The organism is Halomonas sp. ANAO-440 (assembly GCF_019915905.1).
Taxonomy (GTDB): Bacteria; Pseudomonadota; Gammaproteobacteria; order Pseudomonadales; family Halomonadaceae; genus Halomonas; species Halomonas chromatireducens.
This window is the reverse complement of record NZ_JAHXBV010000004.1, coordinates 310,606-336,738: the sequence shown is the minus strand read 5'-3', so window position 1 is coordinate 336,738 and position 26,133 is coordinate 310,606. Positions and strand designations below refer to the sequence as shown.

Sequence of the window (26,133 nt, the reverse complement as noted above, 5' to 3'; positions counted from 1 at the left end):
GATGACTATGAAAGGGCCAGCGATTGGCGAGCTTCCGATCGGCTCAGCAACTGGTCGGCCAGGTCGTGGAAATCGTTTGCTACGTAGTCGAAGCTCGGGTCGATCGTCAGGTCGGGCGTGGCTTGCGGCCCGAATTCCAGCGGGCGCATCACGAAGACGGTGCGCAGTCCCTCGTCTTTTGCGGCGTTGAGGTCGTCCTGGTGGGCGGACACCATCATGATCTGCTGCGGGCTCAGATCCAGTAGCCGGGTTGCCATGCGGTAGACCTCAGGGTCACGCTTGTAGTGTCGGGCCAGCTCGGCCGAGAGGACGCAGTCCCACGGCAGGCCGGCCTGCTTGGCCATGTTGACCAGCAGCGCCATGTTGCCATTGGAAAGGGTGGTCAGAGTGAACCGCTCGCGCAGGCGGTGCATGCCGCCCACGGCATCCGGCCAGGGCTTGAGCCGGTGCCAGACGCGATTGAAATTGGCTTTGTCGGCTTCCGACAGCCCGGTGATGCCGAAATCCTCAAGGATGCGGTCGAGGGTCATGCGATGCAGCTGGTCCAGCGAGGTCCAGGACAGGCGCCCCTGGCGAACCCGGCTCATCGACGGGACATAGCCCGCGCGCCAGGCGTCGGCGAAGGCGGCCCAGTCCACTTCCAGTCCGCGGGCCTGCCCGAGGGACTCACCTTCGCGTATCACGCTACTTCGCCAGTCGACCACCGTGCCAAAGACGTCAAATGCCAGGCAGCGTATATCGGCGAGCTGTGGTGGGGTCAGGCTCATGCCATCACTTCCTTGTCAGATGCTGGTTCACATTCTAATTGTATGCAATTCGGCTCGATTTCCGCCAAATGTAGGCCTACAGTGCTTCTCATGCAAATAGTTGTGTACGATTAACGTTGCAACCTTGGTCGACTTCCAGCAGACAGTCGGGCCGAAGAGGCGCACCGGGACGCGTCCTCACTGCAAGGAGCCAATCAATGACCGCTGCCGATCGCGTTTATCAGATCATCAGGAAACGTATCCTCGACGGGCAATACCCTCCGGGAAGTTATGTGCGTGAAGCGGCCATCGGCCAGGAGCTGGAACTTAGCCGCACGCCGATCCGCGAAGCCCTGAGGCGTCTGGTGTCGGATGGCTGGGTAGAGGCCATTCCTCATCACGGTGCCCAGGTGGTTTCCTGGACCCAGCGCGACGTGGAAGAGGTGTTCGAGCTGCGGGTCCTGCTCGAGCCCCAGGTGGCGCGTCGGGCGGCCTCCCGCATCGATCGTGCCCAGCTGGACAAGCTCGAGTCGTTGGCCGAACGGATGGAAGAGCTGTGTCGGGAAATGGGGGAGAATGCCCTTGAGGCGATTGCCGTTCTGAATGATGACTACCACGCCAGGCTCATGGCGGCGGCGGGGAGTCCGCGCCTTCAGCGCCTGCTGGAAACCATCGTGCAGGTGCCGGTTTCGCGTCGCAGCTATCACCACTATACCCAGGAGGAGCTGGCCGGCAGCATGAACCACCACCGTGAACTGCTGCGTGCCCTGGACGCTGGCGATGGGGATTGGGCGGCATCGGTCATGCGGGCCCATCTGCTGGCGGCGCGGGCAGCACAGCTGCGCTTTGCGGCCTGCGTGAAGGAGAGTCATCCATGGGGCCGGCAGGAGAGCCGCGACACTTCATAGGCGCTAGACTGCGTTGTCTATTCACTCTATGCCGCCAGGCCGAGGTGCGCGCAGGGAATGTTGCCCGGGGTGCCTTGTCATACCAGAGTGAACCCCGCTTTACGTGCCCAGTCGCTATTTGGAGCCGCCATGTTTCCCCCGTTTACCCTTCGCTATGCTCGCTTTCCCGAGCGCTTCTTCGCGTCTTTCGATCCCGTGCCCGTGGCGTCTCCCCGGCTGGTGGCCTTCAACCGTTCCCTGGCTGAAGAGCTGGGCTTCGACTTGGGCGCGTTCGACAGGGAAGAGGCCGCCGTATGGTTTGCCGGCAATGTGGTCCCGCCCGGGGCCGAACCATTGGCGCAGGCCTATGCCGGCCACCAGTTCGGCGGCTTCGTGCCCCGGCTCGGCGATGGCCGAGCGGTGCTGCTGGGTGAGGTCACGGACCGGCAAGGCCGGCTGCGCGATATCCAGCTCAAGGGGGCGGGATGCACTCCCTTCTCCCGCGGCGGCGATGGTCGTGCGCCACTGGGGCCGGTACTGAGGGAGTACCTGGTCAGCGAGGCCATGCACGCCATGGGGATTCCCACCACCCGGGCCCTGGCGGCGGTGACCACCGGAGAGCGGGTGGTCCGTGGCATTCCCGAGCCGGGGGCGATCCTGACCCGCGTGGCCAGCAGCCATATCCGTGTCGGCACCTTCCAGTACTTTGCCGCTCGTGGCGATGCCGATGCCATTCGCGAGCTGGCCGATCATGTGATCGAGCGCCACTACCCCGAGTTGGCCAGGCTGTCCGGCAATGAGCGCTACATGGCGTTGATCGAGGCGATCCAGGCGCGGCAGGCGGCACTGATCGCGAAGTGGATGGGTGTCGGCTTCATCCATGGCGTGATGAACACCGATAACACCACCGTGTCGGGGGAGACCATCGATTACGGCCCCTGTGCCTTCATGGAAACCTACGATCCCAGGACCGTGTTCAGCGCCATCGACGAGGGGGGGCGTTATGCCTACGCCAACCAGCCCTGGATCGCCCAGTGGAACCTGGCGCGGCTGGCCGAGACCCTGCTGCCGCTGATCGACAGTGACCAGGAGCGAGCGGTGGAATGGGCCACCGAGGTGATCAAGGCCTTCGAGGCACAGTACGAGGCCGAATGGCTGGCCGTGATGCGTGCCAAGCTGGGTCTTGCCCGTGAGGAGGCGGGCGACCGGGCGCTGGCCGAGTCGCTGCTGGATGCCATGCACCAGGGGCATGCCGACTTCACCCTGACCTTCCGACAGCTCTGCGAGGCGGCCGAATCCGGCGAAGCGGACAGCGCCCTCGGCGACCTGTTCGAGCGCCCGGAGCTGATCGAGGCCTGGCTCGAGCGCTGGCGCGAACGCCTGGCCCAGGAGCCGGCGGCGCCCACCGAGCGGGCCCGGCAGATGCGGCTCGTCAATCCCGCCTACATTCCCCGCAACCACCGGGTCCAGCAGGCGTTGACCTCAGCCATCGACGAGGACGACTTCGCGCCTTTCGAAGAGCTGCTCGCGGTGGTCACCCGGCCATTCGAGGCGCAGCCCGGCCGCGAGGATTACAGCCTGCCGGCATCGCCACGCGAGCGAGTTTTTCGCACCTTCTGCGGCACCTGAAACTCACCCCAAGGTATGTAGAACCGATACGAAACGGGCCCTGATATCAGGGCCCGTTGCGGTCATACGGCGCGGTTCATACCAGCTCGCGCTGCTCCTCTTTCGCCTTGCGGCGGTCGCGCATCACCGCGCGGCAGATCACCACCAGCACCCCCAGGGTGATGGCGGGCCAGATCAGCACGTAGAAACCATAGAGTGCATTCATGTCAAATTCTCCACTGTGGCGGTGCCGGCCAGCGGCACCGCGGTAGGCTCAAGTTAACGATCCGGGCTAGACGGCCGGCCTGGCCGTGGCCACGTCGCCTTCCTGCACGCTGGGTTCGTGGGTGTCGTAGTCGCCGACCCGCTCGCCGATGGTGGCGAAGTCGAAGTCTTCCTGGCGGCTCATCAGGCTCATCACCACGCAGACCAGGGTGCTGGCGCCATAGGCGGTCAGCGAGGCCAGCAGTACGGTGTAGTCGCGCAGGAAGTCGGTGGCGAACACCAGCATCGCCACCAGCGCCAGGGCGGCGGCGATGAACCCGGCGATGCGGCCCAGGAAGCCGAACACCATCAGGCCGATGATCACGCCGCCACCGATGCTGGCCAGCACCTCGAAGAACAGGCCGCTGGCGCCGCTCATGGGCAGCAGCTCGAAGCGCGCCAGGCAGAACAGCACCATGGCCACCAGTACCGAGGTGGTGAAGGCCTGATTGGTGACCCGGTTCCAGAAGCAGCTGGCGATGACCGGGAAGACGATGGCGCCCCACAGCGCGCCGACGAACACCAGCATCACCAGGATATCCAGCGAGAAGCTGGCGAAGACGATGCCCACCGCGGTGGCGACGATCATGGTCAGGCGGCCCACCAGCAGCATGCGCTTGGGGTCGGCCTTGCCGCGGGCGATGTTCTTGCCGTAGACATCGGCCATCATGATCGCCGACAGCGCGGAGAGATCGGAGTCGGCGGTAGAGGAGAGCGAGCCGATCACCAGGATGAAGAACAGCGCAATGAACAGCGGCGGCAGATAGCCGGACACCATCTGCGGGATCAGGTTGTTCATGTCGCCGCCCATTGGCTCGACGCCCAGGGTCAGCGCCATCAGGCCGATCATGCCCAGCCCGATGACGATGGCACCGTAGCCGATGGTCGCGGTGATGAAGGTGGGTTTGATATGGCTCTCGTTCACCGCGAACAGGCGCTGGGAAATGGTCTGGTTACCGATCGCATAGGCCAGCACGGCGACGAAGAAGGGCGCGCCCTGGTAGAGAATGGCATCCATGGAGAACAGGTTGGCCTGCTCGACCGTCAGGTTATCCAGGCCAGCCACCAGCTCGCTGGGACCGCCCATGGCGAAGAACACCGCGGGGATGATCACGATGGCAATCGCCATCAGCGCCACCAGCTGTGCGAAGTCGGTCATCACCGAGGCGCGGAACCCCGACCACAGCGTATAGAGCAGCACGCCGAAGCCGGCAATGATCACCCCGGCCTGGAACGACAGCGGCGAGAGCACCGAGACCAGCGCGCCGGCGGCGGTGAAGTTGACCATCAGGCTGATCACGCTGCCTAGCACGTTGGAGAGCGCCAGGATCAGCTGACTGGAGGAGCCGTGACGGGCGTGGATCAGTTCGCCCAGGGTGTGGGCATTGGGGGCGAGCTTGCGAAAGCGCCGGCCGAAGGGGTAGATGAACAGGATCATCAGTGCCCCCCACAGTCCGTAGTGAATGGGGCCAGAGACGCCGTAGGTATAGCCGGAAGTGGCGGCGGCGTAGAAGGAGGCGGCCCAGATCCAGGTGGCGGTCATGCTGGCGGCGCCCATGCCGAAGCCCACGCGGTGGTTGGAGACCATGAAGGCGTCGGCGTCTTCGTTCTTCTTGCGGATGCCCAGCGTCATCAGGTAGGTGCCGCCGTAGAAGGCGAGCAGCAGCAAGATGACGGTCAGGGTCGAAAATTGATAGAGCGATTCGCTGTTCAAGGGCAATCCCTCGGTGGATGGAACGAACACGCCCGGGCCGGTCGATCAGGTCGACATGCCGGACGCAGTGATGGTGCTGTGGGGGGGCCAGGCCCAAAGGCGGCTTGAGGCTGATCAGCGCTCAGGCATTAGCGCAGAGACAAGCAGGCTGACGCCAGGCGTGGCGCAGCCTCGGGTGCTATCGATCAGGCACGGCAAGACGATGCCGTCAGTCAGGCATTACCCCGCAGCGGCGAGGTCGGGGGGCGGGCGGCGCGGCATGCACCGTCCTTCATCGGCGTAGTGGCGCGACATGGATTCCTTCTCTATCGATGGCGTCGACGACGTACAGTCGAGAGTACCGGTGATCCAGTCTGCATGTAGGCAAGACCAGGGTGTCCCATGGCGGGACCTGTCAGGGATCGGTTATCAGTATTATTGCCTGATCCAAGGGTCGTATACCCTACTGATCTATCCTGAAAAAGTCCAATCGGTGCCGAATCGGCGGAAAATTGCGTCTAGTTGCGCCGAAATGTCGGCTGCGATCCCGCTGCGGGCTCAGTTGATCATTCCAGGAAGCCAGGTGGCGATGGCCGGGAAGGCGATCAGCAGGGCGACCAGCAGCATCGAGCAGAGGATATAGGGAATCGCCGCGGCGTAGATCTCGCGCATGGTGGTGCCCTTGGGGGCCACCCCCTTCATCACGAACAGCAGCAGCCCAAGCGGTGGCGTCGAGAAGCTGATCTCCAGGGCCAGCAGCACGATGATGCCGAACCAGATCGGATCGAAGCCCAGCACCTGCGCCAGCGGGAAGAAGAACGGCACCGTCAGCATCATGATGGAGATCTGCTCCATGAAGGTGCCGAGTACCAGCAGCACGGCGAACATCGCCAGCAGCATCAGGATGGGTGCCAGGTCGAAGCTGGTGGCCCACTGGATCAGTCCGCTGGAGGCGCCGGAGAAGGCCAGCAGCTGGCTGAAGGTGGCGGAGCCGAAAACGATCAGGTAGGCCATCAGCGTGACCTTCAGTGCCCCGGTGACCGATAGCTTGAACGCCTCCCAGGTCATGCAGCGGAAGACGAAGGCCAGCACCATGGCGCCCAGGGCCCCGAACGCAGCCGCCTCGGAAGGGGTGGCGAAGCCCATCAGCATCAGCGCCACGATCAGCACCATCACGCTGATCATCGGCACGATGTCGGTGAGAATCAGCTTCAGCTTCTGCTTGAGGGGAACCGGCTCCAGTTCGTAGTTGGGGGCGGCAGAGGGGTCGATCCGGGTGTGGATCCAGATGGTGGCGATATAGAGACAGGCCAGCACCAGGCCCGGCAGAATGCCGGCGATAAGCAGGGCGCCGATGTCGATCTTGGCCAGGGTGGCCAGCAGTACCGCCAGCGCCGAGGGTGGAATGATGATGGCCAGGCCGCCGGTGCCCAGGATCGGGCCGATGGCCATGTGCTTCTTGTAGCCGCGGCGCTCCATCTCGGGCACCAGCAGCGAGCCCATCAGCGCCGTGGACCCCATGGAGGAGCCGCTCAGGGTCGAGAACCCGGTACCCCCCACGACGGTGACATAGGAGAGCCGGCCAGGCACCTTGCCCATCAGCTGGTCGATGGCATTGAACATCTTCATGCCCATGCCGGTGCGGAAGAACAGTTCGCCCATCAGCAGAAACAGCGGGATCGGCACCAGGTTGAAGCTCGACAGGGCGCCGAAGCCGTTGTTCAGCATCTGGATGATGCCGTTCTGTCCGCCCATGAAGTACCAGGCGCCGATGACGTTGGCGGCCAGGAACGCCAGCGCAATGGGCGTACCGATGGCCATGAAGCCGAGGATCAGGGCCAGGAGAAAGGCCAGGGCCAGATACCATTCCATTATTCTTTTATCCCCGCTTCGCCGCTGTGAAGAATGTCTCGACCCACCACGAAGCGGGCGAATTCGATGGCCATGAGAGAGAAACAGACCGGGTAGGCGATGGTGAGGATCCACTTCGGTACGAAGAAGGCGCGCACGTCATAGTCGCTGCGCTGGAGGTTCAGCATCACCAGGTCATAGCCCTTCCAGGCCAATACCACGCAGACCGTCACGCAGAGCAGGGCGACCAGCCGGCTCAATACCTGCAGGGCCAGCGGTGGCAGGATTGAGGTGAGCAGTTCGATATGCACGTGCCCCTTGTGCCTGACCAGCCAGGGCGCACCCAGCAGGGTCAGATAGAACATGGCGTACTCGGTGGAGAGGAAGAACCAGGCAGAGGGCTGCAGGCCCAGGTTGCGGATCACCACGGAGAGCACGATGGCGACCATCAGCCACACCAGCATGATGGCGGCCAGCAGGGCCATGCCGTTGAGCAGCAGAAGATAGGCGCGGGTTGCGTATCGCATAGCGTCATCCAGGGCCCGGCAGCGAGCCAGGCGGGAACAGGAAGGAGAGCCGGCCGCCTGGCGGCCGGCTCGTCATGCTTCAGAGGTCGTTGAACTTCTCGATCAGCTCGTCATAGTGCTCGAGGCCCATGGGGTGACGTTCCATCTGGCGACGCATGCGCTCCCAGGTGGCTTCACGGGCTGCTTCTGAAAAGCGCTCGCCGGCTTCGCCTTCCAGGCGGAAGACCTGCATGCCGTCGGCTTCCAGTTCTTCGAGCTGCTCCGTTGCCAGCACCTCGAAACGTTCTGCGCTTGCGCGCTCATGCTCGATGGCCACTTCCTGGAGGATCTCGCGAGCCTCTTCGCTCAGAGCGTTCCAGCTATCCAGGTTGAGGATGACGCCCATGTCGGTGGAGAAGAAATCGGGGTCGATCCGGTAGTTCAGGAAGCGATCCCAGTTGAGGTCCTTGAGGCCGATCTGGGTCCAGCCGGTGGCGTTGACCACGTTGCGCTCCAGCGCCGAGTAGACGTCGGTGGTGGGCAGGCTGATCGGCTGTGCGCCCAGGTAGTCCTGGAAGAAGGCGTCGTAGACCGGGTTGCTGCGCAGCGTCATTCCCGAGACGCTCAGGTTGCCGTCGTCGTCCAGGCGGGGCTCGTTGATCGTGTAGAGGTTGTAGCTGACACCGCTGTCGAACCAGCCCAGGTAATAGGTGCCCATCTTTTCCTGGTGTATCTCGTTGAGCAGGTCGATGCCGCCGTTCTCGCGGGCATGGATGGCGTTGGTGTTCGAGGCGACCATGGCATCGCGCTCCGGTACGGTGCCGGCGTAGAAGCTGGCCGCGGTATAGGCCATGTCGACCACACCGTTGCGGACCGCGTCGGGCTGCTCCGATAGGCCGATGACCTCGGGGCCGCCACGTACATCGATCTGTACCACGCCTTCACCGCGCTCGTTCACCTTGTCCACGAACTCGAGGAAGCTCTGGGTATAGATCAGTGAGGGAGGGAAGGCATGGACTGCGCTGATGCGATCCACGGCCGCTGCGTGGGTGGAGGCGAGCAGGGTCGCTACGCCAAGGGTGGCCAGTAGTTGCTTGTTCATCGTTGTTCTCCTCGATGGGATGGTACGGATGTTGCCGATTGTTGTTGGAGGCTTGCATCACGCAGTGCATGCACAAGCCGGGCAAGGGCCTGGTATCACCCTCTGGAAATGATCGTGGCGTCGCCTGGCGGTGTCTCGAGCCAGGGGTGTCGGCGCGCATAGTCGGCCGCGAATCGGGCGATCTTCGCCTGGTGCTGCCGGGTCATGTCGATGTCGTCCCAGCCGTTCAGCAGCTTGGTGCGCCAGCTGGGAGCGATCTCGAACTTCAGGTCGAGCGTACCGGCACGGACGCGGCACTCTTCCAGGTCTACCCGCATCGGCCCGGGCTCACTGCCCAGGTGGGCAAGCAGGCGCTCGATATCGGTCTCTGGCAGCGTGGCCGGAAGCAGACCGTTGTTCACCGCATTGGACGAGAAGATGTCACCGAAGCTCGGGGCGATCACGCAGCGAAAGCCATGGTCCACCAAGGCGTAGACAGCGGCTTCACGGCTTGAGCCGCCACCGAAGTTGCGTCGTGCCACGAGGATCTGGGCCTGCTCGGCCTTAGGATGATTGAGGATGAAGTCCGGACGGGGGCTGCCGCGCTCATCGTAGCGCAGGTCATGCAGCAGGAACTGGCCGTAGCCGATGCTGCGCGGCTCCTTCATGAAGCGCGCCGGGATCAACTGGTCGGTATCCACGTTGGCCAGGGCCAGCGGACAGGCCAGGGTGTCCAGAATCTTGATGGGTGTCATCTCAGTCCTCCCGTTACAGCGCGCGGATGTCGGCCAGATGGCCGGCCACGGCAGCGGCAGCCACCATGGCCGGCGACATCAGGTGGGTTCTGGCCCCAGGCCCCTGGCGACCCTTGAAGTTGCGGTTGGTGGTCGAGGCACACCTTTCGCCGCTGGGCACCAGGTCACCGTTCATGGCCACGCACATGGAGCAGCCCGACTCCCGCCACTCCAGTCCCGCCTCCCGGAAGACGGTGTCCAGCCCCTCGGCTTCCGCCTGCTTCTTCACCTGGGTGGAGCCGGGAGAGACGATGCCGGGCACGCGGCTACGCCGACCTTGCAGCACCTCGGCTGCGGCGCGCAGGTCCTCGATGCGGGCGTTGGTGCAGGAGCCGATGAAGATCCGGTCGATGGCGATATCGGTCAGCTTCTGGCCGGGGGTGAGACCCATGTAGTCGAGGCTGTCGCGCATCTGGCGTGCCTTGCCCTCGTCGTTCTGGGTAGCGGGATCCGGAACGCAGCTGTCGATGGGCAGGGCTTCTTCCGGGGATACGCCCCAGGTCACGGTGGGAACGATCTCGGCGGCGTCCAGGGTGATGTCGCGGTCGAAGCGGGCCCCGTCATCGCTCTTCAAGGTCTGCCAATAGCGGATGGCCTGTTCCAGTCGTTCTCCTTCCGGCGCCCAGGGGCGACCCTCGAGATAAGCGAAGCTGGTGTCGTCCGGGGCGATCATGCCGCAGCGGGCGCCGCCCTCGATGGAGAGGTTGCACAGGGTCAGTCGTGCCTCCATGGAGAGTCCGCGGATGGCGCTGCCGGCATATTCGATGGCGTGGCCACGGGCGCCGTCGGCGCCCAGGCGAGCGATCCAGGTCAGGGCGATGTCCTTGGCGGTAATGCCGGGGGCCAGGGTGCCCTCCACGGTCAGGCGCATCTGCCTGGGGCGGCTCTGCCACAGGGTCTGGGTGGCAAGTACATGGGCCACCTCCGAGGCACCGATGCCGAAGGCAACGCTGCCGAAGGCGCCGTGGGTGGACGTGTGACTGTCGCCGCAGACCATCAGCAGCCCGGGCTGAGTCAGGCCCTGCTCGGGCCCCAGCACATGGACGATGCCCTGGCGGGGGTCGTCCAGGCCGAACAGGGTGATGGCATGTTCACGGGTGTTGTCTGCCAACTGTTCGATCATGCCGCGGACCTTGGCATCGTCGATGTCGTCGAGGCGGCGGGTCAGGGTCGGCACGTAGTGATCGGCGATACCGAAAGTAAGGTCGGCCCGCGCCACGGGCAGGCCTCGCTCGCGCAGCTTGTTGAAGGCGTGGAAGGAGCCCTCATGCACGAAGTGACGGTCGATCCACAGCAGGCTCTCGCCGCTTTCGCTGCGATGGATCTCGTGGGCGTCCCACACCTTGTCGAACAGTGTCGTTGGCATTGTCATGTCGGTTCGTTTTGCCGAGGTTGTGTTATTTTCATCCCGCTATACTCATACAACTATCCCAGACCGCCGCACAGGTCAAATGTATTTTATTTCCTTTTTTATATGTATTAAAAATAGAACAGCCTTGGTGCCGTGTCACTCTGCGCCTCACGCTTCCTGATGTTCGGGCTTCGCCCGCTGGGGCTCCGACGACATCGGCTCCCAGTATCGAGCGGCTTCATCGCCGGTACGGTTCAGATCGATCTGGATGCGGTAACGGTCGGGGCGGTATAGCGCGTCGAGATGCTCCACGCCGCGCCCCTCCTCGTCGTAAACCACCCGGGTCAGAGCGATCAGCGGTGAGCCCACCGATACATCGAGCGCCTCAGCCACCTCATGGGTGGCCAGTGTTGCCGAGATGGTCTGCGCCGCGTGATCGACCTTCACACCGCTGCGCTCGAGCAGAGCGAAAAGCGGTGTCTGCGAAAGGTCAGCCTCGTTGTAGTGCAGGGCGATGTATTCCGGGACGTGGGTCACCAGGTAGGAGAATGGCTTGTCATCGGCCATGCGCACGCGAATCGAACGCTGCACGCGCTCCCCCTCGCGAAGGCCCAGGCCCTCCCGCACCGGCTCCGGCGGCTTGACGTAGCAGAACTCCAGCAGGCGCACCCGCGAGGCCTTGCTCATCTTGACCATGTTGGGCATCAGGTTGGCGACGCTGGCAGTCATGACGGTGGCGTCCAGAGGCTGCTCCAGCACAACGGTGCCGAGTCCTGGCTTGCGTGCCACCAGCCCCGCCTCGTTGAGTGCCTGCATGGCGCGCCTGACAGTGACCCGCGATACGCCGTACTGATCGGCCAGCTTCAGCTCGCCGGGGAGCTTTCGCCCCGGGGCCAGTCGACCGCTGAGAATCGCATCCTTGAGCAGCAGATAGATGCGATGGGACTTGGTGCCCCCGACGGAATTCGCATGCGTATCGTTCATGGTTGGGTCCTTGTCGTTGTTGCCGGTCTGTATGAAGAGCTTGACGCGAGGCATTGGGTAGACATAGAAATGTATTATGCATAGGACAGGTTGCTGTGCCATGCAATATGAAGAATAGCGCCAAACAACGAGAAAGGCTTCCTTGGAGAACACCCATGCCCGTCATTCAGGTCAGTCTGATCCGAGGCTACTCCGGCGAATTGAAACAGCGCCTGTGCGCTCGGCTTACCGATGCCGTGCGCCACAGCATTGCCGCTGACCCTGAAGGCATCACCGTGCTGCTGCATGAAGTGGAGCCCGATGCCTACATGCGAGGCGGTCGCCAGCGCATGCCGGGAGCGGAAGGGAAGGACGGCAAGCCCGGCATGAGCGCCGAGCAAGTGGTGCGCGCCTTTCTCTCGGCCATGGAGGCTCGTGATCTCGGTGCTGCCAAGACCCTGCTCGACGATGAGTTCGTCATGACGTTCCCCGGCAGCGGCGAGATGCATCGTCTCGAAGAACTGGTGGCCTGGGCCGGCGGCCGCTACCGCTTCGTGCGCAAGTGCATTGCAGCAGTGGAAACCTGTGGCGATGGCGATGAGACGACGGTGTTCTGTCACGGCGAACTCAGCGGTGAGTGGCCCGACGGTACCCCCTTCTCCGGCGTGCGCTTCATCGACCGCTTCGAACTGTGCCGCGGCAGGATCGTGCGCCAGCAGGTCTGGAACGACCTGGCGCTGGCAAGGCCCTGAAGTGGCCCTTTCGTTTCCCTTTTCGATTTCATGAACATTCGAGGAATTCTCTTGCCATGACTCTTCACGCCAGTGACCTCAAGGCCAGGCTGAGCGATCCGGGGATCGTCGTCGCCCCGGGTGTCTACGACGCCTTGAGCGCTTCGCTTGCCGCCGATGCCGGATTCGACACCGTCTATCTTTCCGGGGCCAGCATTGCCTATACCCAGCTCGGCCGTCCCGACATTGGCCTGGTCAGCGTGAGCGAGGTCAACGACGTGATGTCACACATCCGTGAGCGCACCGAGCTGTCGGTGGTAGTCGACTGCGACACCGGCTTCGGCAACGCCATGAACGTGATGCGCAGCGTGCGCATGCTGGAGCGATCCGGCGCCAATGCGATACAGCTGGAGGACCAGACCTACCCCAAGCGCTGCGGCCATCTGCGTGGCAAGACCCTGGTGTCCGAGAGCGAGATGGTGGGTAAGCTCAAGGCGGCAATGGATGCCCGTGAAAGTGACTCGACCCTGATCATCGGCCGCACCGATGCGGTGGCGGTGGAGGGTACGGCGCGGGCCATTGAGCGGGCCCATGCCTACCGCGAGGCCGGGATCGACGTGCTGTTCATCGAGGGTATCCGCAGCGACGAGGACATCGCCAGCATCATGGCCGAGTTCCGCGGCAAGATCCCGATCATGGCCAACATGGTGGAGGGGGGCGACACGCCGTTGCAGAACGCCCAGGCGCTCCAGCAGCTAGGCTTTTCGCTGGTGATCTTCCCCGGTGCCCTGGTACGCGCCTTCACCCACATGGCGAGCCAGTTTTTCACCACCCTGCGCCGTGACGGTACCACCGACGCCTTTCGCGAGCGCATGCTCGACTTCGGACAGCTCAACGAGGTGCTCGGCACCCGAAAGATGCTCGAGCTGGGCGAGAAGTACGACGGCCGAAGAGAACAATGACCGATCCTTCAGGAGAGAGCGCATGATTACCACCGACAAGACCGCCAAGGAGATCTTCTTCGAGGTGATGGCCAACCCCCAGCGCGTGCCGTTCGGTTTCGGTAACAAGGCGGTGCTGGTCAACGTCGACCCGCAGAAGGCCTATACCCGAACCGACCTGTTCAAGACCGCCTACGAGACCGACCCCAATCAGCTCGACTACGTCAACCAGCTGGCCCGCTCGTTCCGACAGCTCGGCTGGCCGGTAGTCTGGACCCACGTGGCGTTCCTCGACTCCGCAGAAGACGCCGGCGTATGGGGCACACGGACCGATACCCCCGACTCGTTGCAGAACATCAAGTACGGCTCCGAGCGTGCCGAATTCGATGAGCGGGTGGAGATCGACCCACACGATGTCGTCTACACCAAGCGCATGCCCTCGGCCTTCTTCGAGACCCCGCTGCAGTCGCTGCTGGTATGGCATCAGGTCGATACCGTGATCGTTACCGGCGGCTCCACCTCCGGCTGTATCCGTGCCACCGCGGTGGATAGCCTCTCCCGTGGCTACCGTACCGTCGTGCCCATGGAGTGCGTTGCCGACAAGCACGAGAGCTACCACTACGCCAACCTGACCGACCTGCATCTCAAGTACGCCGACGTCATGCCGGTGGCCGAGGTGCTGAGCTGGCTCGAAGCTCGTGCTGCCGAGCAGAGCTGAGCGTCTCGGCGAGAGTGGAAGAGGAGTGTGCAACATGAAGGAAACGCTTGGTGCCTATGACTACTGGCCCTACGAACATCGCCCGAAGATCACCTGGCCGGGCGGGGCGCGGGTCGCCTTCTGGGTGGCACCCAATATCGAGTACTACGAGCTCGACCCGCCCCAGAATCCGCAGCGCAAGCCATGGCCGACGCCCCACCCCTCGGTGCCTGGCTACAGCATTCGCGATTATGGCAACCGGGTGGGCCACCAGCGCCAGATGGCCCTGCTTGACAAGTACGGCATTCGCGGCTCGGTGTCGCTGTCGGTGGCGCTGTGCGAACACCATCCCGAGATCATCGAGATGTGCCGTGAGCGCGACTGGGAGTTCTTCAGCCACGGCATCTACAACACCCGCTACACCTATGGCATGAGTGAGGCCCAGGAGCGGGAGATGATTCGCGACAGCATCGAGGCGATCCACCGCCACACCGGGCAGAAGTGTGCGGGCTACCTGGCCCCGGCGCTCTCCCATTCGGAGCGGACCCTGGACCTGTTCGCCGAGGAGGGCCAGGCGCTGTTCGGCGATGAGGCGGGCTTCTATACCTGTGACCTGTTCCACGATGACCAGCCCACGCCGATCCGGCTGCGCTCGGGCCGCCGCTTCGTCTCCATGCCCTATTCGCTGGAGATGAACGACACCATCGTCTACGCCGTGAACAAGGTGGAGCCACGCCATTACCTGACCATGCTCAAGCGCCACTTCGACCGGCTCTATGCCGAAGGCGCCGAATCGGGCACGGTGATGTGCATTCCCACCCACAACTACCAGGTCAGCTGCCCGCATCGAATCAAGGCCTTCGAGGAGGCGCTGGAGTACATCACCGGCCACAGCGACGTCTGGCTCGCCACCGGCCGCGAGATCGCCAGCCACTATCTTGCCCACCACTACGACGATGCCCTGCGCGACATCGACGCCAGGGCCATCCCGGCCAGGAGGCGCTGAGCCATGTCCTCGAAAAGTTCGTCTCTCGACAAGGATTACCTGACCTATCCCTGGCGCCGACACGGCTACGATCATGACCGCTACGACTGGTCGATGCTGGCAGAGCGGCCCCCGGTCCAATGGCCTGGCGGCAAGACCCTGGCGGTTTGGATCAACGTGTCGCTGCAGTTCTACCCGCTCAGCCAGCGTGGGGTACCCTTCAAGGTGCCCAACGGCATGACCATGCCCTATCCCGACCTGCGCCACTACTCGCTGCGCGACTACGGCAACCGGGTGGGTATCTACCGCATGCTGGCGGCCTTCGAGAAGCATGGCATCCGTCCCACCTGGGCGATCAATGCCCAGCTTGCCGAGCAGACGCCTTACCTGGTGGAGCGTCTCAAGGCATACGGCGGCGAGTTCCTCTGCCACGGTTGGAACATGGATCATCTGCACTATGGCGGGCAGGATCGCGACGAGGAGGCCGAGATCATACGCCGCTCGGTAGAGACGCTGCGCGAGCAGATCGGACAGCCCATTCGCGGCTGGCTCAGCCCGGCTCGCTCGCAGAGCTGGCACACGCCGGAGCTGCTGGCCGAGAACGGCATCGCCTACTGCGCCGACTGGGTCAACGACGATATGCCCTACGCCTTCGCCACGGACAACGGGCCGCTGGCCATGATGCCCCTGTCGACCGAGATCGAGGATCAGTTCGTGATGTGCCAGAACCTCCATTCGGAAGACGCCTGGGTCGAGCAGGTCAAGGATGCCTTCGACTTTCTCCTGCAGGAGTCGAGGGAGCAAGGGGGGCGGATGCTGGCGCTCAGCCTGCATCCCTGGCTGGTGGGTCAACCCCACCGTATCGCCTGCCTGGAGGAGGTGCTGGCCCATATCGCCGGCCATGACGAAGTCTGGCAGGCACCGGCCGGCGAGATACTCGACGCCTTCCAGGGCGCTGGCCAAGAGGAGGCGCGCTGATGGGCATCGTGGCCTTCCATGACGCTGATACCTTCGAGGTGTCCCTGCCGCTGCTGATCGTCGGCGCGGGAGCCTGCGGCCTGGTGGCGGCACTGGCGGCCCGGGAGTGTGGCATCGAGCTGGCGGTGCTCGAGCGCGATGCATTGCCGCGGGGCAGCACCTTCATGTCTTCCGGCTTCATACCCGCCGCCGGCACCCGCTTTCAGGCCGACAAGGGGGTGGACGACAGCCCCGAGCTGATGGCGAAAGATATCCAGGCGAAGAACGGTGATGAGGCTGACCCGGCCATCGTCCAGACGCTGGCCGGATACTCCGGTCGAGTGGTGGAGTGGCTGGCCGATACCCATGGCGTGCCGTTCGACCTGGTCGACGGCTTTCTTTATCCCGGACATAGCCGCATGCGGATGCATGCCACGCCGCGGCGAACCGGTGAGGAACTGATGGGGAGCTTGCTGACCGCTGCCGAGACGGCGGGTATCGATATCCTGACCCAGGCCCGGGTGGTCGATCTGCATGTCGACGAGGCTCGACGGGTGCGCGGTGTCACCCTCGAGCGCCCCGATGGGAGCCAGGAGCGCATTGGCTGCGAGGCTATGATCCTGGCCTGCAACGGCTACGGCGGCAATCCGGAACTGGTGGCGCGCTACCTGCCCACCTTGAAGAATGCTCTCTACTACGGCCACGAAGGGAACCAGGGTGATGCCCTGCTCTGGGGCGAGGCCATGGGAGCCAGCCTGAAGGATCTGGGAGCCTGCCAGGGGCATGGCTCCCTGGCCACGCCACATCAGACATTGATCAGTTGGGCGTTGATGATGCGCGGAGGCATCCAGGTCAACCTTGAAGGACGGCGCTTCTCCAGCGAGCACGGTGGCTATTCGGAGCAGGCGGCCAAGGTGCTGGCTCAGCCGGGCCGTGTGGCCTGGAACCTGTTCGATGCGCGTATCCATCATGCAGCGCTCGAGTTCGAGGACTACCGCAACGCGCATATTGCCGGGGCAGTGCGCACCTTCGCGACGCTGGAGTCGATGGCGAAGGGGCTGGATCTGCCACTGGATGCCCTTGAACAGACCTTCGACGAAATGCGGACCCTGGCCGGGAACGGCGAGGCAGATGCCTTCGGTCGCAGCTTCTCGCCGGAGACCCTGCTAGTGCCTCCCTATTACGCCATTCGTGTAACCGGTGCGCTGTTCCATACCCAGGGAGGGCTGGAAGTCGACACCCAGGCGCGGGTAGTGGGGCAGGAGGGCAGTATCTTTCCCAACCTGTTTGCCGCCGGCGGCGCGGCGCGGGGCGTTTCGGGCTCGAATGACAGCGGCTACCTGTCGGGCAACGGCCTGCTCAGCGCCGTGGTGATGGGGGCCATTGCCGGGCGTGAGGCGTCACGCCAGCTACGGCGGGGCGGGACGGCCTGACAGACAGAGTGCTCAGGGCGCGGGCATCACCAGTTCACGCGCCTCGCCCATCAGGAAGGCGTGGTTCACCTCCAGCGCTTCGCGCAGGAAGTCCCACAGCAGCCTTACCCTGGCCAGGCGGCGCTGTTCCTGGCGTGCGGTGATCCAGAAATGGCGCACGATCTCTACCTCGTCGTCCAGCACGCTGTCGAGCGTATCGCTGGTCTCGGCCATGAAGCAGGGCAGCACGGCAAGCCCGGCCCCGCTCAGCGTGGCGGCATGCTGGGTGGTCACGCTGGTGCTGCGTATCGAGAAGTGCGGCCCCGGCTGGCCCACCACGGCGGGGTCGAGCAGTGGCTCCAGGTAGCTGAGCTGCTCGCTGAAGATCAGGTCATCCACATAGCCGATCAGCCGGTGGCGGCCGAGTTCCGTGAGCCCTGCGGGTTTGCCGTGGCGGGCGAGATAGTCACGGCTGCCGTACAGGCGCAACCGGTAATCGCACAGCCGTGAGATCACCATGCCGGGGCTGACCGGGCGCTCGACGGTGATGGCCAGGTCCGCTTCATGGCGGCTCAGGTTGACCACCCGTGGCAGTGCCAGCAGGTCCAGGGTGATGCCGGGGTGGCGTTCGCAGAAGAGGGAGAGCAGCGGGGCGATCACCCAGGTGCCGAAGCCCTCGGTGACCCCCAGGCGAATCTGGCCGCTGAGCTGGTGGTTCTTGTCGGTAAGGTTTTCGCCGGCTTCGAAGGCGTGCCGGGCCATCTCCTCGGCGTGGGCCAGCAGTTGCTGGCCCGCTTCGGTCAGATGGTAGCCATGCGTGCTACGCTCGAAGAGCTGGGTATTGAGTTTCTGCTCGAAGCGGCGGGTGCGCCGCGACAGGGTGGAGTGGTCAAGCCCCAGGCGCCGGGCGGCGTCGGTCAGCCGTTGGCTGCGGGCCACTTCCAGAAAGATCTGTATGTCCTGCCAGTCGAGCATGAGGGCCTCCGGGTGCGCGGTGCGGCTGTGCATTGGCGCACAAGCAATGTGCCCGAGTGCCCGTTGTCAGGCAATCCGACCTCTGGCTAGACTCATGGCATTCCATTCCGTGTGCTAATACACACAAAGTCTAATATCTGCCTTGCCGCGACAAGCCCATCACAACGATAAGCAGACAGTGCAGGCAGACTAGAGCCAGCAGACACAAGAGAGGAGCACGCACCATGTCAGTCCGCGAGATTCCGATGTACATCGACGGCAAGCCCGTCCCGTCCAATAGCCAGGAGTGGCGCGACGTGGTCAACCCGGCGACCCAGGAAGTGGTCGCCAGGGTACCGTTCTGCTCCGCCGAGGAGGTCGACCGCGCTGTCGCCAGCGCCAAGGAAGCCTTCAAGACCTGGCGCAAGGTGCCGCTGGGCAAGCGCATGCGCATCATGCTCAAGCTGCAGGCGCTGGTGCGTGAGCACACCCCGGAGCTCGCCGCCCTGATCACGGAAGAGCACGGCAAGACGCTGCCCGACGCCGAGGGCGAGGTGGGTCGTGGCCTGGAAGTGATCGAACACGCCTGCTCGATCACCTCGCTGCAGCTTGGTGAGCTGGCCGAGAACGCCGGCACCGAGATCGACGTCTACACCCTCAACCAGCCGCTGGGCGTGGGTGCCGGCATCACCGCCTTCAACTTCCCGATCATGCTGCCCTGCTTCATGTTCCCGCTGGCCATCGCCACCGGCAACACCTTCGTGCTCAAGCCCTCCGAGCAGGACCCGAGCTCCACCATGCGTCTGGTCGAGCTGGCCCACGAAGCGGGTGTACCGGCCGGCGTGCTCAACGTGGTTCACGGTGGACCGGACGTGGCCAACCAGATCGCCGACCATGCCGACATCAAGGCGCTCTCCTTCATCGGCTCGAGCCACGTGGGCTCGCTGCTCTATGATCGTGCCGCCAAGGCCGGCAAGCGCATGCAGGCGATGATGGGCGCCAAGAACCACTGTGTCGTCATGCCCGACGCCAACCGCAGCCAGGCCATCAACAACCTGCTGGGTTCCGCCTTCGGTGCCGCTGGCCAGCGCTGCATGGCCAACTCCGTGGTGGTGCTGGTAGGCGAGGCCAAGGCGTGGCTCGATGATATCGTCGACGGCGCCCGCAACATGAAGGTCGGCCCCGGTACCCAGCGCGATGCCGACCTCGGCCCACTGGTCTCTCCGGCCGCCCGTGACCGTGTGATTCGACTGATCGACGCCGGCGAGAAGGAGGGCGCCAAGCTGCTGGTCGACGGCCGCGGCTATGAGGTATCGGGCTACGAGCATGGCAACTTCGTCGGGCCCACCGTGTTCGCCGACGTGACGCCTGAGATGACCATCTACCGGGAGGAGATCTTCGGGCCGGTGCTCTGCGTGGTCAGCGTCGATACCCTGGATGAGGCGATCGAATTCGTCAACGCCAACCCCAACGGCAATGGCACCTCGATCTTCACCAACTCCGGCTGGGTGGCGCGTCGCTTCGAGAGCGACATCGACGTGGGCCAGGTCGGCATCAACGTGCCGATTCCGGTGCCCGTGGCCTACTTCAGTTTCACCGGTTCCCGCGGTTCCAAGCTGGGCGACCTGGGCCCCAACGGCAAGCAGGCCATCGCCTTCTGGACCCAGACCAAGACCGTCACTGCGCGCTGGTTCGAGCCCGAGAACGTCTCAAGCGGTATCAACAGCACCATCTCGTTGAGCTGAGCTGGAATCGGCTGACCGCCTGACGCCCGGCCCCGCTTCATCGAGAAGCGGGGCCGTTTCAGCTTCTGGGCGGGAGCGTTTCAGTTGTTGGAGAAAGGGTGGCCACAAGGGGCGGCCTACCACGGACCTTGGCCGCCGGACACTCTGACTGTTGTCAAGGCTTGCCTGGCTGGTTTTGGGGATATCCCTTTTTTCAACGGCGCCAAAGTCTCATTAGCTGATATGGTAGATTCAACACCTGCCAGCGAGGAGCTCACGTGACCAGGCGCCTCTTGTATTTCTTGCCAACCTTCGTGGCGTTTCGCTGGCTGGCACTGCTGCTGTTCTTGCTGCCAGGGCATGCGCTGGCCGCTATCGATGTCGGTACCCTGAGAGGGGAGCTTAACCTCAGTCCGCACGTTCTGTTGCTGGAAGACAGGGCGCGTGAGTTTGATATCGAGCGGCTGCTGCGTCACGGTGAGGCACTGGAATGGGAGCGCTCCCGCCAGCAAACCCTCAATTTCAGCTTTTCCGATTCCGCCTGGTGGCTAACGCTGCGGGTCGAGAACGATACCGCTCTCCCTGTGCGCCGGCTGCTGGAACTGGCCATGCCGTTGCACGACTATCTCGATGGTTACGTGGTGGACCAGCAGGGCGAAATCGTCAGGGAGTGGCAGACTGGCAACCGTCGCAGCTTCGACACCCGGCCTATCTCCCATCGCACCTTCGTGCTGCCCATCCATGTTCCGGCTGGCGAGTCGCGGCAGGTCTTCCTGCGGCTGGATACCCACGACGGGCTCTATGATGCGACGCCACTCTACCTCATGGATGATGCCAGCTTTCTGGCCAAGGCCCAGCGGGAGCTGATGGCATTCAGCCTCTACTTCGGTGCCCTGTTGGCGTTGTTGATCTACAACCTGCTGCTTTACCTTGCCACCCGTGAACGGCCCTTGCTGCACTACGTCGCCTATCTCGGCACCTTCTTCATCCTGATGTTCTCGTCGCGAGGCTTCGCCTTTCAGTACTGGTGGCCGGACATGCCGATGTTCAACAACCAGATGGTGCCGCTCAATATCGGCCTGTTCGCCGTCACCCTCGCAATCTTCAGTGAAAGCTACATGAACCTTCGCCAGCACGCACCCCGCTTGACCCGAGTGCTGTATGGTCTTGCCGGCCTGTGCATGATCAGCGCGCTACCGGCACTTTTCGGTCACTATGCGGCGGTATTCCACCTGATGATTCCCGGTGCCATCCTGCTTTCCTGCCTGTTGCTCGGTGTGGCAGTCTGGCGCAGCTATAGCGGCGACACCCTGGCTCGCATTTACCTGGTGGCGTGGAGCGTGCTACTCATCGGGATAACGCTCTACTTCCTGCGGGTGGCGGGGGTGCTGCCCTACAATGTCGTCACGGAATACGCCGTCCAGGTCGGGTCGGGGATCGAGTTTCTACTGCTATCCCTCGGGCTGGCCTGGAAGATCAACAAGTTCAAGAACGAAAAGCTCGCCGCCGAGCGCGCCACCCTTGATCTGCAGCGTTCGCTCAACGAGCGCCTGGAACGGGAGGTGGCTCAGCGTACACAGGAGCTGGAAAAAGCCAACCAACAGCTTACCACCCTGGCTCGCACCGACCCTCTGACGGGGCTGTTGAATCGGCGACAGTTTCAGGAGTTGATGGAAGAGGAGCTGCAGCGACGGCGTCGCAGCGGCCAGCCGCTGCTGTTTTCAATAATGGATATCGACGACTTCAAGCTCTACAACGACACTTATGGCCACCATGCCGGCGATGAAGTGCTGGTGAGGGTATCCACTCTCTTGTTGGAGCATTTTCGTCGGGCCGGCGACCGCCTGTTCCGCCTGGGCGGGGAGGAGTTTGGCCTGCTGCTGGACGTAGAGTCGCTGGAGGAGGGCCAGCGGGCGCTGGAAAAATTTCGCGGAGCCCTTCAGGAGCTGAGCATTCGCCATGAGACGTCCAGCTATGGGGTTATCACGGCCTCGTTTGGTCTGGTCGCCTGTCGTGGGTGCGATGCCGTGCGTGATGTTGGAACCCTCTACCGCCTTGCCGATCACGCCATGTACGAGGCCAAGGCGCATCATCGGAACCGGGTGGTGACGTGCTCGCATTTGAATACGTCCGACTGAGTACGGGCATGGACAATGTGTTTACGTTGACGTTAACTGTGTCCAGTCCATAGAGTCCCAGCAGGAGTCCGACATGTCGACGCCCATCAGCCGCTTTCCCATACCCGAATCGATCCAGGATCTGCCTGCGGATATTCGTGACGCCATGCTGGCGGTACAGGAGAAGGCCGGCTTTGTGCCCAACGTCTTCCTGATGCTGGCCCATCGCCCGGCAGAGTTTCGCGCCTTCTTCGCCTATCACGATGCGCTGATGGAGCGGGAGTCAGACACCCTGACCAAGGCCGAAAAAGAGATGATCGTGGTGGCCACCAGCGCCCGCAACCACTGCCTCTACTGCGTGGTGGCCCACGGCGCCCTGGTACGGATCTACAGCAAGGACCCGCTGCTGGCCGATCAGGTCGCCATCAACCACCGCACGGCACCGCTGAGCGAGCGCCATCGGCTCATGCTCGACTTCGCCTTTCACTGCGGCCTGGACGTGGGCGAACTCACCGATGAATGGCAGACGCGTTTGCTGAACGCCGGCTTCACCCTGGATGACATCTGGGACATTGGCGCCATCACCGCTTTTTTCGGCCTCTCCAATCGCCTGGTTACTCTCACCGGCACGCCGCCCAACGACGAGTTTTACCTGATGGGCCGGGTGCCGCGTGAGAAGGTCTAACAGGTAGGAAGCAATCGAGGCGTCCGACGTGTATTGAAGCTCACTCAGGCGCTTTCCCGGCATCCTTCCAACAACTGCAGCACCGGAACCAGCTGGCTTTCATGCAGCACCAGCACGGTGTCTACCGTGGCGTCCCTCTCGGTAGGGGAAATCACGGCGAATTCACCTTCCTCCAGATGGAATTCGTGAATCTCGCGAGGTCCGTGCGGGGTCGTGCAGCGTGCCGTGCGGTAGGAGTCATCTTCGCCGTAGGTGAGGCGGTGGTAGACCTTGAAGAACGTATAAAGATAGAGCCCCTGGTCGAAGGCGGGCCAGCGGGCGGGAATGGTGCGGGTCTCCTCGTCGAGGGCCTGGCCGTTAGCTTCGGCCTGGTTGATGGCATGCTCGAGCGGGCGGGCCAGCAGCGAGGCATTATCCTTGGGAAAAGGCTGCGAAGCCTCGAAGGCCTGGTGGTAACGATCGACCGCCTTGCGCAGGTCTTCGAGTGAGCCGATGCGATGGTCGCTGTGGTCCAGGTCGGCGGGCTCGAAGCTGCCGTTTTCCCAGCCATGGATCACCCTCAGCATTAGCTGGCCTTTGGCCATGGGCTGCAGCAGCAGGTCATCGATGGCGACCCGCAAGTGCAGCTGCCGCTCGATCACTTGGTTGTCGAAAGCGCTGTAGGGGTCGGCGAAGATGGCATGCAACCGTCCGGGGGCGTGTTCCTTGGCTTCGGTAAACGGCATCGGTAGTCTCGGCGAGAGTGGTCGTTCGCTGGTAGCGACTGTTGTATCATCACTCGTCCCATCAATCATGGACGCTAGACGGTTATATCGGCCATCCTGACAATAACTTGAGTTAAATTACTCGACAATCCATTCACTGTCGCCAGGGGAGTCCCGCCGTGCAACCGGCAGGGGCTGAGAGAGCCAAGCGCTGACCCTGGAACCTGATCCGGTTCATACCGGCGGAGGAAGTGCGACATGCCCTACCTGACGTCTGCCGTGCTCGGCGCGGCGCTGCTCTGCTTTGCCTATCTGGGCCTGCGCGCCCGCCGGGCCGACGGCCTGCTCGATGACTACGTGACTGCCCGCAACTCCCAGGGAGCCCAGGCCATCGGCCTGTCGTTCCTGGCCTCCAGCATGGGGGCCTGGATCCTCTTTGCGCCGCCGGAGATCGGCGCCTTCGTCGGGCCTGTGGCGCTGGCGGGCTACGCCATCGGCTCGTCGCTGCCGTTCCTGATACTGGGACTCTACGGCCCCGCCATCCGCCGCCACCTGCCGCAGGGACGCAGCATCGGTGAATTCGCCGAGGCCTGCTATGGCGCCGGGGTGCGGCGCTGGGTCTCCTTCGTTTCCGTTGCCTACATGGCCATCTTCCTGGCCGCCGAGCTGACTGCCATCGGCGCCATTGCCGCGCTGCTCTCCGATGTGCCGCCTTCACTGGTGATCCTCGGCGTGGCGGTGGTCACCCTGGTCTACACCACCCTTGGCGGCCTGCGGGCGAGCCTGGCCACCGATCGCTGGCAGGCCTGGCTGCTGCTGGCCCTGCTGGTACTGGTCGGCGGCGTGGCCTGGTGGTGGCTGCCGCCCATGCCCGCCGGGGCGATCATGCCGTCGATTCCCACCGGCAGTGCGCTCTCCGTGGCGCTGACCCTGGTGATCGCGGTCACCGCGGCCAACCTCTTCCACCAAGGCTACTGGCAGCGTATCTGGGCGGCCGAGGATGACCGCGCCCTGGGCCGCGGGGCGCTGCTGGGTGGGGCCAGCAGCCTGCTGGTGGTGATGGCCATCGGCGGGTTGGGCATGCTGGCGGCCATGCATGCACTGCCGCTGGGCGAGCCGCCGATTCCCTTCTTCGCACTGCTCTCCGCCGCGCCGGCCTGGCTGGGCCTTCCGGCTCTGGTGCTGGCGGTAACGCTGGTTGCCTCCAGCGTGGATACCCTGCAGAACGCCATCGCCTCCATGGCCGTGGCCAGCTCCGGGAGGCGCGGGCTCTCGGTTCGCGGGGCACGGCTCGTCACGGTGGCGCTGATGGCACCGGTGGCATGGGTGGCCCTTCAGGGCTTCTCGGTGCTGCGGCTGTTCCTGATCGCCGACCTGCTCTGCGCAGCCATCGTGGTGCCGGTGCTGCTGGGCCTGTGGCGGCGCATGTCACCGCTGGCGGCAGTGGCCGGCGGCGTGGCGGGCCTGCTCGGCGCGGTGCTGCCGGGCTGGATCACCCAGGGCAGCCTGGCCGCCGGTGTACTGGCGGCGAGCTTCCCGGACAGCATTCCCACCCTGGCGCCGTTCCTCGGTGCGCTGCTCGCTTCCACCCTGGCCAGCCTGCTGATCGCCTGGCTGCGCCCCGGGACGAAATTTCACCTGGCAAGCAAGGGAGACGCCTGATGACGACACGCTCTGACTGGAACGCCTGGGCCGCTAGCCGTGAATCGGCGCGCATCACCGACTGGCTTCGCGAGAACAGCGAGCCGGACTGGTCGGCCACGGTGAACCACCCGCTGTTCGACGCCCTGGCCGAGGGGCGGCTTGTGGGGGGCGACTTTGCCGCCTACATGGTGCAGGACTACGGCTTCGTCGACCCTTTCACCGCCCTGATCGGCCACGCTATCGGCCACGCGCCGAGCATGGCGGACCGGGTGGTGCTGGGCCAGTTCATGGGCATGCTGACCAGCGACGAGAACAGCACCTTCCAGCGCACCTTCGACGCCTTCGAGGTGCCTGCGTCCCTGCGCGAGGCGCCGGATTACCTGCCGCAGACCCGGGCGTTTCGCGAGCTGCTGCACGACACCGGCCAGGGCGGCGACTACGCCGAGATCCTGGCGGTGCTGGTGGTCACCGAGTGGGTCTATCTCGAGTGGGCGCTGCGCGTGACCCGTGTAGACGGGCTGCACCCGTTGATGGGGGAGTGGATCGATCTGCACGACAACCCCGCCTTTCAGGAGTTCGTGGCCTGGCTGCGCCAGCGCCTGGACGAGGAGGCGGCGGCGCTCGATGACACCGCCTTCGCTCGGATGGCCGAGCGCTTCCGCGACACCGTGGCGAAGGAGCGCGCCTTCCACGACGCCGTGCAGCCGCGCTGAGGCATAGTGCGCAGGTGCAGTTGCCGCCTCGTCTTGTGGCAAGACATGGCGGTTTGGCATGGACAGCCGTCCTGTCTGCGGTCCACCCTCTCTCTATTACCCCCCCCTGAACAACGATAGAGGAA

General features: G+C 64.0%; 24 protein-coding genes and 1 riboswitch. Of the genes, 13 read left to right on the top strand and 11 right to left on the bottom strand.

Annotated elements, in window-relative coordinates; translation table 11 throughout:
• Window positions 1–5: 5 nt before the first annotated feature.
• On the bottom strand, window positions 6–767 hold the full coding sequence (locus tag KZO25_RS04800) for a haloacid dehalogenase type II (RefSeq protein ID WP_262488841.1): 762 nt from the start codon (window positions 765–767) through the stop codon (window positions 6–8).
• Between the two features lie 197 nt (window positions 768–964).
• On the opposite strand from KZO25_RS04800, the gene KZO25_RS04795 reads away from it, so the two are divergent.
• Window positions 965–1,654: a GntR family transcriptional regulator gene (locus KZO25_RS04795; RefSeq protein ID WP_066444354.1), complete on the top strand. Its 690-nt coding sequence runs from the start codon at window positions 965–967 to the stop codon at window positions 1,652–1,654.
• 129 nt (window positions 1,655–1,783) lie between these two features.
• The gene (locus KZO25_RS04790) at window positions 1,784–3,262 is read left to right on the top strand and encodes a protein adenylyltransferase SelO (RefSeq protein ID WP_223136073.1); all 1,479 of its coding nucleotides are present in this window, start codon (window positions 1,784–1,786) and stop codon (window positions 3,260–3,262) included.
• Window positions 3,263–3,338: 76 nt separating this feature from the next.
• Here KZO25_RS04790 and KZO25_RS04785 read toward each other — a convergent pair whose 3' ends face one another.
• The 8 genes from KZO25_RS04785 to KZO25_RS04750 form a co-directional block, all read right to left on the bottom strand.
• A complete protein-coding gene (locus tag KZO25_RS04785) occupies window positions 3,339–3,467 on the bottom strand; it encodes a putative transporter small subunit (RefSeq protein ID WP_220250810.1) in 129 nt (42 codons plus the stop codon).
• A 66-nt stretch (window positions 3,468–3,533) separates the two neighbouring features.
• Window positions 3,534–5,219 carry a sodium:solute symporter family protein gene (locus tag KZO25_RS04780; RefSeq protein WP_223136072.1) on the bottom strand — a complete coding sequence of 562 codons (1,686 nt, stop codon included), beginning with the start codon at window positions 5,217–5,219 and terminating at the stop codon, window positions 3,534–3,536.
• Window positions 5,220–5,756: 537 nt separating this feature from the next.
• A complete protein-coding gene (locus tag KZO25_RS04775) occupies window positions 5,757–7,070 on the bottom strand; it encodes a TRAP transporter large permease subunit (RefSeq protein ID WP_223136071.1) in 1,314 nt (437 codons plus the stop codon).
• Window positions 7,070–7,576 (bottom strand): TRAP transporter small permease, encoded by a 507-nt coding sequence (locus KZO25_RS04770; RefSeq protein ID WP_066452093.1) that lies wholly within the window; start codon window positions 7,574–7,576, stop codon window positions 7,070–7,072. The genes KZO25_RS04775 and KZO25_RS04770 overlap by 1 nt, the downstream gene beginning before the upstream one ends.
• Before the next feature lie 79 nt (window positions 7,577–7,655).
• Entirely contained in the window at window positions 7,656–8,657 is a 1,002-nt protein-coding gene (gene dctP / locus KZO25_RS04765; protein WP_066452094.1) for a TRAP transporter substrate-binding protein DctP, read from the bottom strand.
• Window positions 8,658–8,752: 95 nt separating this feature from the next.
• Window positions 8,753–9,391 (bottom strand): 3-isopropylmalate dehydratase small subunit, encoded by a 639-nt coding sequence (gene leuD / locus KZO25_RS04760; RefSeq protein ID WP_223136070.1) that lies wholly within the window; start codon window positions 9,389–9,391, stop codon window positions 8,753–8,755.
• Window positions 9,392–9,404: 13 nt separating this feature from the next.
• Window positions 9,405–10,796 (bottom strand): 3-isopropylmalate dehydratase large subunit, encoded by a 1,392-nt coding sequence (gene leuC, locus KZO25_RS04755; protein ID WP_410505372.1) that lies wholly within the window; start codon window positions 10,794–10,796, stop codon window positions 9,405–9,407.
• A gap of 153 nt (window positions 10,797–10,949) precedes the next feature.
• The gene (locus tag KZO25_RS04750) at window positions 10,950–11,765 is read right to left on the bottom strand and encodes a GntR family transcriptional regulator (RefSeq protein ID WP_066452097.1); all 816 of its coding nucleotides are present in this window, start codon (window positions 11,763–11,765) and stop codon (window positions 10,950–10,952) included.
• Between the two features lie 155 nt (window positions 11,766–11,920).
• Between KZO25_RS04750 and KZO25_RS04745 the strand changes: the two genes are divergently transcribed.
• Genes KZO25_RS04745 through KZO25_RS04720 form a run of 6 tightly spaced genes read left to right on the top strand, consistent with a single transcriptional unit; the run spans window position 11,921 to window position 17,488 of the window.
• On the top strand, window positions 11,921–12,496 hold the full coding sequence (locus KZO25_RS04745) for a tautomerase family protein (protein ID WP_223136068.1): 576 nt from the start codon (window positions 11,921–11,923) through the stop codon (window positions 12,494–12,496).
• A gap of 56 nt (window positions 12,497–12,552) precedes the next feature.
• The gene (locus tag KZO25_RS04740; RefSeq protein ID WP_223136067.1) at window positions 12,553–13,437 is read left to right on the top strand and encodes an oxaloacetate decarboxylase; all 885 of its coding nucleotides are present in this window, start codon (window positions 12,553–12,555) and stop codon (window positions 13,435–13,437) included.
• A 22-nt stretch (window positions 13,438–13,459) separates the two neighbouring features.
• Window positions 13,460–14,134: an isochorismatase family protein gene (locus KZO25_RS04735; RefSeq protein WP_223136066.1), complete on the top strand. Its 675-nt coding sequence runs from the start codon at window positions 13,460–13,462 to the stop codon at window positions 14,132–14,134.
• A gap of 34 nt (window positions 14,135–14,168) precedes the next feature.
• On the top strand, window positions 14,169–15,119 hold the full coding sequence (locus KZO25_RS04730) for a polysaccharide deacetylase family protein (RefSeq protein ID WP_223136065.1): 951 nt from the start codon (window positions 14,169–14,171) through the stop codon (window positions 15,117–15,119).
• Window positions 15,120–15,122: 3 nt separating this feature from the next.
• Entirely contained in the window at window positions 15,123–16,076 is a 954-nt protein-coding gene (locus tag KZO25_RS04725) for a polysaccharide deacetylase family protein (protein ID WP_223136064.1), read from the top strand.
• The gene (locus KZO25_RS04720; RefSeq protein ID WP_066452103.1) at window positions 16,076–17,488 is read left to right on the top strand and encodes an FAD-dependent oxidoreductase; all 1,413 of its coding nucleotides are present in this window, start codon (window positions 16,076–16,078) and stop codon (window positions 17,486–17,488) included. Before KZO25_RS04725 ends, KZO25_RS04720 begins: the two co-directional genes overlap by 1 nt.
• A gap of 12 nt (window positions 17,489–17,500) precedes the next feature.
• Here the strand turns inward: KZO25_RS04720 and KZO25_RS04715 are convergent, their stop codons facing one another.
• Entirely contained in the window at window positions 17,501–18,442 is a 942-nt protein-coding gene (locus KZO25_RS04715; RefSeq protein WP_066452104.1) for a LysR family transcriptional regulator, read from the bottom strand.
• 224 nt (window positions 18,443–18,666) lie between these two features.
• Between KZO25_RS04715 and KZO25_RS04710 the strand changes: the two genes are divergently transcribed.
• From KZO25_RS04710 to KZO25_RS04700, 3 genes are all read left to right on the top strand, one after another.
• On the top strand, window positions 18,667–20,166 hold the full coding sequence (locus KZO25_RS04710) for a CoA-acylating methylmalonate-semialdehyde dehydrogenase (RefSeq protein WP_223136063.1): 1,500 nt from the start codon (window positions 18,667–18,669) through the stop codon (window positions 20,164–20,166).
• 257 nt (window positions 20,167–20,423) lie between these two features.
• A complete protein-coding gene (locus tag KZO25_RS04705) occupies window positions 20,424–22,283 on the top strand; it encodes a diguanylate cyclase (protein WP_223136062.1) in 1,860 nt (619 codons plus the stop codon).
• A 73-nt stretch (window positions 22,284–22,356) separates the two neighbouring features.
• Complete coding sequence (locus tag KZO25_RS04700; protein ID WP_066452107.1) at window positions 22,357–22,947, top strand: peroxidase-related enzyme; 591 nt, start codon at window positions 22,357–22,359, stop codon at window positions 22,945–22,947.
• A 44-nt stretch (window positions 22,948–22,991) separates the two neighbouring features.
• Here KZO25_RS04700 and KZO25_RS04695 read toward each other — a convergent pair whose 3' ends face one another.
• Window positions 22,992–23,672, bottom strand: a complete 681-nt coding sequence (locus KZO25_RS04695; RefSeq protein ID WP_066452108.1) for a hypothetical protein — start codon at window positions 23,670–23,672, stop codon at window positions 22,992–22,994.
• A gap of 134 nt (window positions 23,673–23,806) precedes the next feature.
• Window positions 23,807–23,920, top strand: a riboswitch (TPP riboswitch).
• Between KZO25_RS04695 and KZO25_RS04690 the strand changes: the two genes are divergently transcribed.
• A complete protein-coding gene (locus KZO25_RS04690; RefSeq protein WP_223136061.1) occupies window positions 23,910–25,313 on the top strand; it encodes a sodium:solute symporter family transporter in 1,404 nt (467 codons plus the stop codon). It overlaps the preceding riboswitch by 11 nt.
• Complete coding sequence (locus tag KZO25_RS04685) at window positions 25,313–26,008, top strand: TenA family protein (protein WP_223136060.1); 696 nt, start codon at window positions 25,313–25,315, stop codon at window positions 26,006–26,008. The genes KZO25_RS04690 and KZO25_RS04685 overlap by 1 nt, the downstream gene beginning before the upstream one ends.
• Window positions 26,009–26,133 lie beyond the last annotated feature (125 nt).

Bases quoted from the DNA above. Each gene is read 5' to 3' on its own strand.
- KZO25_RS04745 (WP_223136068.1), top strand. From the start codon at position 11,921: ATGCCCGTCATTCAGGTCAGTCTGATCCGAGGCTACTCCGGCGAATTG.
- KZO25_RS04750 (WP_066452097.1), bottom strand. From the start codon at position 11,765: ATGAACGATACGCATGCGAATTCCGTCGGGGGCACCAAGTCCCATCGC.
- KZO25_RS04725 (WP_223136064.1), top strand. From the start codon at position 15,123: ATGTCCTCGAAAAGTTCGTCTCTCGACAAGGATTACCTGACCTATCCC.
- leuC (WP_410505372.1), bottom strand. From the start codon at position 10,796: ATGCCAACGACACTGTTCGACAAGGTGTGGGACGCCCACGAGATCCAT.
- leuD (WP_223136070.1), bottom strand. From the start codon at position 9,391: ATGACACCCATCAAGATTCTGGACACCCTGGCCTGTCCGCTGGCCCTG.
- KZO25_RS04690 (WP_223136061.1), top strand. From the start codon at position 23,910: ATGCCCTACCTGACGTCTGCCGTGCTCGGCGCGGCGCTGCTCTGCTTT.
- KZO25_RS04800 (WP_262488841.1), bottom strand. From the start codon at position 767: ATGAGCCTGACCCCACCACAGCTCGCCGATATACGCTGCCTGGCATTT.
- KZO25_RS04715 (WP_066452104.1), bottom strand. From the start codon at position 18,442: ATGCTCGACTGGCAGGACATACAGATCTTTCTGGAAGTGGCCCGCAGC.
- KZO25_RS04710 (WP_223136063.1), top strand. From the start codon at position 18,667: ATGTCAGTCCGCGAGATTCCGATGTACATCGACGGCAAGCCCGTCCCG.
- KZO25_RS04790 (WP_223136073.1), top strand. From the start codon at position 1,784: ATGTTTCCCCCGTTTACCCTTCGCTATGCTCGCTTTCCCGAGCGCTTC.
- KZO25_RS04685 (WP_223136060.1), top strand. From the start codon at position 25,313: ATGACGACACGCTCTGACTGGAACGCCTGGGCCGCTAGCCGTGAATCG.
- KZO25_RS04720 (WP_066452103.1), top strand. From the start codon at position 16,076: ATGGGCATCGTGGCCTTCCATGACGCTGATACCTTCGAGGTGTCCCTG.
- KZO25_RS04730 (WP_223136065.1), top strand. From the start codon at position 14,169: ATGAAGGAAACGCTTGGTGCCTATGACTACTGGCCCTACGAACATCGC.
- KZO25_RS04695 (WP_066452108.1), bottom strand. From the start codon at position 23,672: ATGCCGTTTACCGAAGCCAAGGAACACGCCCCCGGACGGTTGCATGCC.
- KZO25_RS04700 (WP_066452107.1), top strand. From the start codon at position 22,357: ATGTCGACGCCCATCAGCCGCTTTCCCATACCCGAATCGATCCAGGAT.
- KZO25_RS04740 (WP_223136067.1), top strand. From the start codon at position 12,553: ATGACTCTTCACGCCAGTGACCTCAAGGCCAGGCTGAGCGATCCGGGG.
- KZO25_RS04785 (WP_220250810.1), bottom strand. From the start codon at position 3,467: ATGAATGCACTCTATGGTTTCTACGTGCTGATCTGGCCCGCCATCACC.
- KZO25_RS04795 (WP_066444354.1), top strand. From the start codon at position 965: ATGACCGCTGCCGATCGCGTTTATCAGATCATCAGGAAACGTATCCTC.
- KZO25_RS04775 (WP_223136071.1), bottom strand. From the start codon at position 7,070: ATGGAATGGTATCTGGCCCTGGCCTTTCTCCTGGCCCTGATCCTCGGC.
- KZO25_RS04735 (WP_223136066.1), top strand. From the start codon at position 13,460: ATGATTACCACCGACAAGACCGCCAAGGAGATCTTCTTCGAGGTGATG.
- dctP (WP_066452094.1), bottom strand. From the start codon at position 8,657: ATGAACAAGCAACTACTGGCCACCCTTGGCGTAGCGACCCTGCTCGCC.
- KZO25_RS04770 (WP_066452093.1), bottom strand. From the start codon at position 7,576: ATGCGATACGCAACCCGCGCCTATCTTCTGCTGCTCAACGGCATGGCC.